The 5579-nt window shown below is 39.8% G+C and carries 4 protein-coding genes; 3 read left to right on the plus strand and 1 reads right to left on the minus strand.

The genetic code is table 11. The features are described 5' to 3' along the window. The 3 genes from OGM63_RS18825 to OGM63_RS18835 form a co-directional block, all read left to right on the plus strand. A partial coding sequence (locus OGM63_RS18825) for a PfaD family polyunsaturated fatty acid/polyketide biosynthesis protein (RefSeq protein WP_318528499.1) occupies positions 1 to 1867 on the plus strand: 1867 nt, incomplete at its 5' end. Positions 1868 to 1875: 8 nt separating this feature from the next. Beyond that, the gene (locus tag OGM63_RS18830) at positions 1876 to 3375 is read left to right on the plus strand and encodes a thioester reductase domain-containing protein (RefSeq protein WP_263747186.1); all 1500 of its coding nucleotides are present in this window, start codon (positions 1876 to 1878) and stop codon (positions 3373 to 3375) included. Between the two features lie 189 nt (positions 3376 to 3564). After that, on the plus strand, positions 3565 to 4608 hold the full coding sequence (locus tag OGM63_RS18835) for an NAD-dependent epimerase/dehydratase family protein (protein WP_263747187.1): 1044 nt from the start codon (positions 3565 to 3567) through the stop codon (positions 4606 to 4608). Positions 4609 to 4612: 4 nt separating this feature from the next. Here OGM63_RS18835 and hetI read toward each other — a convergent pair whose 3' ends face one another. Continuing rightward, complete coding sequence (gene hetI, locus OGM63_RS18840; RefSeq protein ID WP_263747188.1) at positions 4613 to 5320, minus strand: 4'-phosphopantetheinyl transferase HetI; 708 nt, start codon at positions 5318 to 5320, stop codon at positions 4613 to 4615. Between the last annotated feature and the right edge of the window lie 259 nt (positions 5321 to 5579).

Below are 5579 nucleotides of genomic sequence, written 5' to 3' on the forward strand. Positions count from 1 at the left end.
GAATAGAGACGTTTCACCGAATAGAGACGTTTCACCGAATAGAGACGTTTCACCGAAAAGAGACGTTTCACCGAATAGAGACGTTTCACCGAATAGAGACGTTTCACCGAATAGAGACGTTTCACCGAATAGAGACGTTTCACCGAAACGTCTCTACCCCATTGCCCATTTCTTACTTACAATTCGAGGGTTAACCACATTGAAAACTGTAGATACGCTATCGAGTAAATATAATGATGGGCTTTGTTTTTCTGCCTCATCTTATAACCAAAATCAGCTTTGGAAATGTTCCTTAGATTGTGTATCTTTTGACCGTAAAGGCATCAAAGAAAAACTTTTAGCTATAGATAAGCCTAGTTATATCGTTAGAGTTGAAGGCAGAATTGGTGTCACTAACGAAGGTTATTCTTGTCCTAATGAGCATAGCGGTAAACCAGGAACAGTAGAATTGCTGATGGCTGTTCCACCAATTTCAATTCAAAACTTAGGCGATCGCACTTTTCTTTCTTCTCATAATGTAAAATATGCCTATGCGACTGGTGCAATGGCTGGGGGAATTGCTTCTGAAGAAATGGTCATCGCACTAGGAAAAGCGAAAATTTTGAGTTCCTTTGGTGCAGGTGGATTAAGTCCGGAACGTTTGGAAGCAGCTATTAAAAGCATTCAAGAAGCTTTACCTTATGGTCCCTATGCTTTTAATTTAATTCACAGCCCCAACGACCTCGCTATTGAACGTCGTGCAGTAGATTTATACCTAAAATATGGCGTAAAAACTGTAGAAGCTTCTGCATTTTTAGACTTAACTCCCAACATTGTTTATTATCGGGTTGCTGGATTAAGTTTGAATGCAGCTAATGAAATCGAAATTAAAAACAAAGTCCTTGCCAAAATTTCTCGTCGAGAAGTTGCCACTAAATTTCTGCAACCAGCACCAACAAAAATCCTCAAAGAACTACTTGAACAAGGATTAATCAGCGAATTACAGGCTAATTTAGCAGCCAAAGTTCCAATGGCTGATGATATTATTGCCGAAGCTGATTCTGGTGGTCATACAGATAATCGTCCCCTAGTTTGTCTGTTACCTTCAATTATTGCCTTGAGAGATGAAATTCAAGAACAATATCAATACGAAAAACCGATTAGAGTTGGTGTAGCTGGAGGAATTGCTACCCCAGAATCAGCATTAGCTGCCTTTATGATGGGTGCTGCTTTTGTAGTTACTGGTTCAATTAATCAGTCGTGTATTGAATCTGGAGCTTGCGAACATACCAAGAAATTGTTAGCTCAAGCAGAAATGGCTGATGTCATTATGGCACCGGCAGCAGATATGTTTGAAATGGGGGTAAAACTTCAAGTTCTCAAAAGAGCAACTCTCTTCCCAATGCGAGCGCAGAAATTATATGAGTTATACAGAAGTTATAACTCGGTTGAAGAAATTCCTCTCGCTGAAAGAGAGAAATTAGAAAAACAAGTTTTCCGCAAAACTATAGCTGAAGTATGGGAAGGAACTGCTGCTTATTTATCACAAAAGAATCCCGAAAAATTAGCGAAAGCAGTCAATAATCCTAAGTTAAAAATGGCTCTAATTTTTCGCTGGTATTTAGGCTTATCTTCTCGTTGGTCTACCTCTGGTGAAAAAGGTCGAGAAGTCGATTATCAAATTTGGTGCGGTCCTGCTATGGGTAGCTTTAATGACTGGGTGCGGGGTTCTTATTTGTCTGAACCAGAAAATCGCCGAGTAGTTGATGTAGCTCATCACATCATGACAGGAGCCGCATTTTTATATCGCGTACAAAACTTGAAAATTCAAGGATTGCAAATAGCAGATTTTTACAGTCAATATCGTCCGGAAGTTTCTAAATTTTAGGTGTGTAAATGAGTTTATCAAATACTGCGAATCAGCCTCATAGTGCTGAAGATATCCAAACCTTTTTAGTTTCAAATCTTGCTGAATTGCTCAAAGTCGAAACTGATGAAATAGATATCCAAGAAAACTTGGAAAACTACGGTTTAAGTTCAGCACAAGCAATGATGATTGTCAGTAGATTGGAAGATTTACTCGGTTTTCAACCGTCTCCGGTTCTACTGTGGCATTATCCCAATATTGAATCACTTTCACAGCGTTTAGCTGAAGAATCAGAAGATACAAAAGTTATCGCTGATACAACACCTGTTGTCAATTTAAAAGCTGAAGCTGTTCTCGATTCTAGCATCCGTCCTGTCACGATATTTTTTGAACCTGTAGTTGAACCAGAACGAATTTTACTAACTGGTGGAACTGGTTTTCTCGGAGCTTTCTTAATCGAAGAATTGCTACAGCAAACCCAAGCTACTATCTATTGTTTGGTACGTGCTGTCAATGTCGAGGAAGGCAAAAATAAACTGATAAAAAATCTCCAACAATATGCACTTTGGGATGAGAAATTTAATTCCCGAATCATTCCTGTTGTTGGCGATTTGTCTCAGCCATTGTTAGGAATTGGTGCCGAACAATTTCAAATTTTGGCGACAAATATTGACACTATTTATCATAGTGCTGCTTTGCTGAATTATGTTTATCCCTACTCAGCACTGAAAGCAGCCAATGTTTTGGGAACTCAGGAAATTTTGAAATTAGCATGTCAAATCAAAGTTAAACCTGTACATTATGTTTCCAGCGTCGCTGTTTTTGAATCAAATGCTTATGCTGGCAAAGTTGTCAAAGAAGACGATGAATTTGAGCATTGGGAAGGCATTCATCTTGGTTATTCTCAAACAAAATGGGTTGCAGAAAAGCTAGTTAAAATTGCAGGCGATCGCGGACTCCCAATTACTATCCACAGACCCCCATTAATAGCTGGACACAGCCAAACAGGTGTTTCCAATACACATGATTTTATCTGTTTGATGGCAAAAGGTTGTCTGCAAATGGGAAGTTTCCCAGCAGTAGATTATATGTTGGATATGTCTCCTGTGGACTATGTAAGTAAAGCTATTGTTCATCTATCAAGACAGAACGAATCGATAGGTAAAGCTTTCCACTTGCAACATCCTCAACCTGTTCCTTTAACTGTTTTAGTTGATTGGGTGCGCTCGTTTGGTTATCCAGTTGATGTGATTTCTTACGATGCTTGGCAAGAACAATTAATTAACAATGTGACTTCTGCCGAAAATCCTTTATACACGCTACGACCCTTTTTGCTTGAGCGTAGGTCTGAAGAACAATTGACAATTCCAGATTTATATTTGAAAGCAAGAAGACCGGAAATCAGTTGTGAGGAAACGCTGAATGCCTTAGCAGGAAGTGGGGTTGTTTGTGCCCCAATTGATTCCAAATTGTTTATGACTTATACCGCTTATTTAATTGAAAGCGGTTTCTTAAATCTGGCTGAGTAAGAAGCACCGAGCGATTAAAATCGCGGCTACACAAACGAAGCTGATTAAGAAGCACCGGGCGATTAAAATCGCGGCTACACAAACGAAGTCCGCCTACGCAGACTTGAGACTAATTCATAGTTTTGTCTGTTTAGCTGTGAATTTTATTCGCTTTTTCTGAGAACAATCATATTTTACTGAAATAAATTTATGAATATTGAAAATAAAACTTTACTGATAACTGGAATTGGGGGATTTATTGGCTTGCGTGCTACCGAGTTAGCGATCGCTCACAATATGCATGTTCGTGGATTGCAACATTCCCCCGCTAAGGCAAAACTAGCTCAAAACCTCGGTGCAGAAGTCGTTATCGGTAGCATCACCGACCCGGTTGCGGCAAAACAAGCTTGCCAAGGCGTTGATATTGTACTGCATACAGCCGCCCTGGTGAAAGAAGGAGGCGCATTAGAAGAGTTTCGTGAGGTAAATGTTGGTGGAAGCCTAAATATGGCTAACGCTGCCAAAAACGCTGGTGTAAAAATCTTTATTCACACCTCCAGCGCTATGGTATATGGCTTTAATTATCCTAACAAAGTGACAGAATCAGGACCCTTTTACGGCGATAATAATCCTTATTGTAAAACTAAAATTGAAGCTGAAAAAGAACTCTTAAAGCTGAATTCACCAGATTTTGGCGTGATTATTATTCGACCGGGAGATGTCTATGGACCTGGAAGTAACGCTTGGGTAATTCGTCCGCTTTCACTGATGCACCAAAGAAAGTTTTTTCTACCCAACGGTGGAAGCGGAATGATGAATCATGTATATATAGATAATTTAATTGATGCAATTTTTCTTGCTATTGAAAAAGAAGCTTACGGAGAAGCTTTTAATATCACTGATGGGCAAGAAACTACTTGGAAAGAATATGCTACTCGTTTAGCTAAAGTTGCAAATTTACCTAAACCTTTCTCTCTTCCAGCATCTGTTGTTAAGTTTTTAATTCGGCTGCAATGTTTGCAACAAAAAGCATTAGGTCAAGAAGTAGATATTTTGCCTGAATCTATCGATTTTTTAACTCGACCTTATGCTTATTCCATTGAAAAAGCAAAGAATCAGTTAGGTTATACACCGAATGTTTCTTTAGATGAGGGGATGGAATTTGTGCGGGAATGGTTGGGAAAAATAGATTTCATTATTTTATCTCACGCAAAGGCGCAGAGGCGCAAAGAAGAAGGTAAGAATAAGAAATAAGAAGTTAATATTGCCAACATGAATAATGCAAGTTTTGACCGGCAACCGCAACAGCAGCAAGATAATTATTAGCAGGTATTAGTTCTGTTAAACTCCATTCTTCAGATTGTAAACTGGCTGGTTGCGTTGGTGTGAGCAAAATCTCTACTTGTTCTAATTGAGATAATCCGGCGCCAGTTGCTTTTAAATAAGCTTCTTTGCAAGTCCAGTAACGGAAAAAGATTTGTTGCTGTTGGTTGGGAGAAAGCGATCGCACTACCTCATATTCTCTATCTGTAAAAAACCTCTTTGCCAGAGCTTCTACATCAGTATTATCACGGATGCATTCCAAATCTACACCAATCGGGTGTCTGGAAACTCCATACAGCGCCAACCCCTGGGAATGAGATAAGTTAAACGATAGTCCACTAGTAACAAATTTATCACCTAAAACCGGTTTGCCATGAGCTTCATAATCAAATCCCAGCGCTTGTGGTTCAATACCCAAATAGCGACCCAATATAGTTCGCAGAATACCACGACCAGCGATGAAATGCTGCCGATGCTGTTCAAAATGAAATCTCTTAGCCCTAACTTGTTCATCACTGGATAGAGTTTCTGCCAATTCTTGCAATTGTAATTGCGATCGCGAAAGCTCAACTCGCCATACATGAACATCATCCACCGACAAACTTAAATCTGTCGGTGCTTTTAGCCATTGGTCAAAAGTCATTGCTCAAGAGTTAGTTGTTAGTGGTTGGTTGGAGCGGTAGAGACGTTCCACTGGAACGTCTGTACAAAAGTTGGAGATGGAACGTCTGTACAAAAGTTGGAGATGGAACGTCTGTACAAAAGTTGGAGATGGAACGTCTGTACAAAAGTTGGAGATGGAACGTCTGTACAAAAGTTAGAGCGTGGTTGCTTGTCTCCCTTGTCTCCCTTGTCCCCCTTGTCCCCAAGTCGTCCCCCTGCCCTCATCCTCTCATCCCCCA

Origin of the sequence: Plectonema radiosum NIES-515 (assembly GCF_025753815.1) — a bacterium.
GTDB lineage: Bacteria > Cyanobacteriota > Cyanobacteriia > Cyanobacteriales > Nostocaceae > Hassallia > Hassallia radiosum_A.

What these genes read in the sequence shown, in the direction of transcription:
- OGM63_RS18830 (WP_263747186.1), top strand. Translation starts at nt 1,876, where the DNA reads ATGAGTTTATCAAATACTGCGAATCAGCCTCATAGTGCTGAAGATATC.
- hetI (WP_263747188.1), bottom strand. Translation starts at nt 5,320, where the DNA reads ATGACTTTTGACCAATGGCTAAAAGCACCGACAGATTTAAGTTTGTCG.
- OGM63_RS18835 (WP_263747187.1), top strand. Translation starts at nt 3,565, where the DNA reads ATGAATATTGAAAATAAAACTTTACTGATAACTGGAATTGGGGGATTT.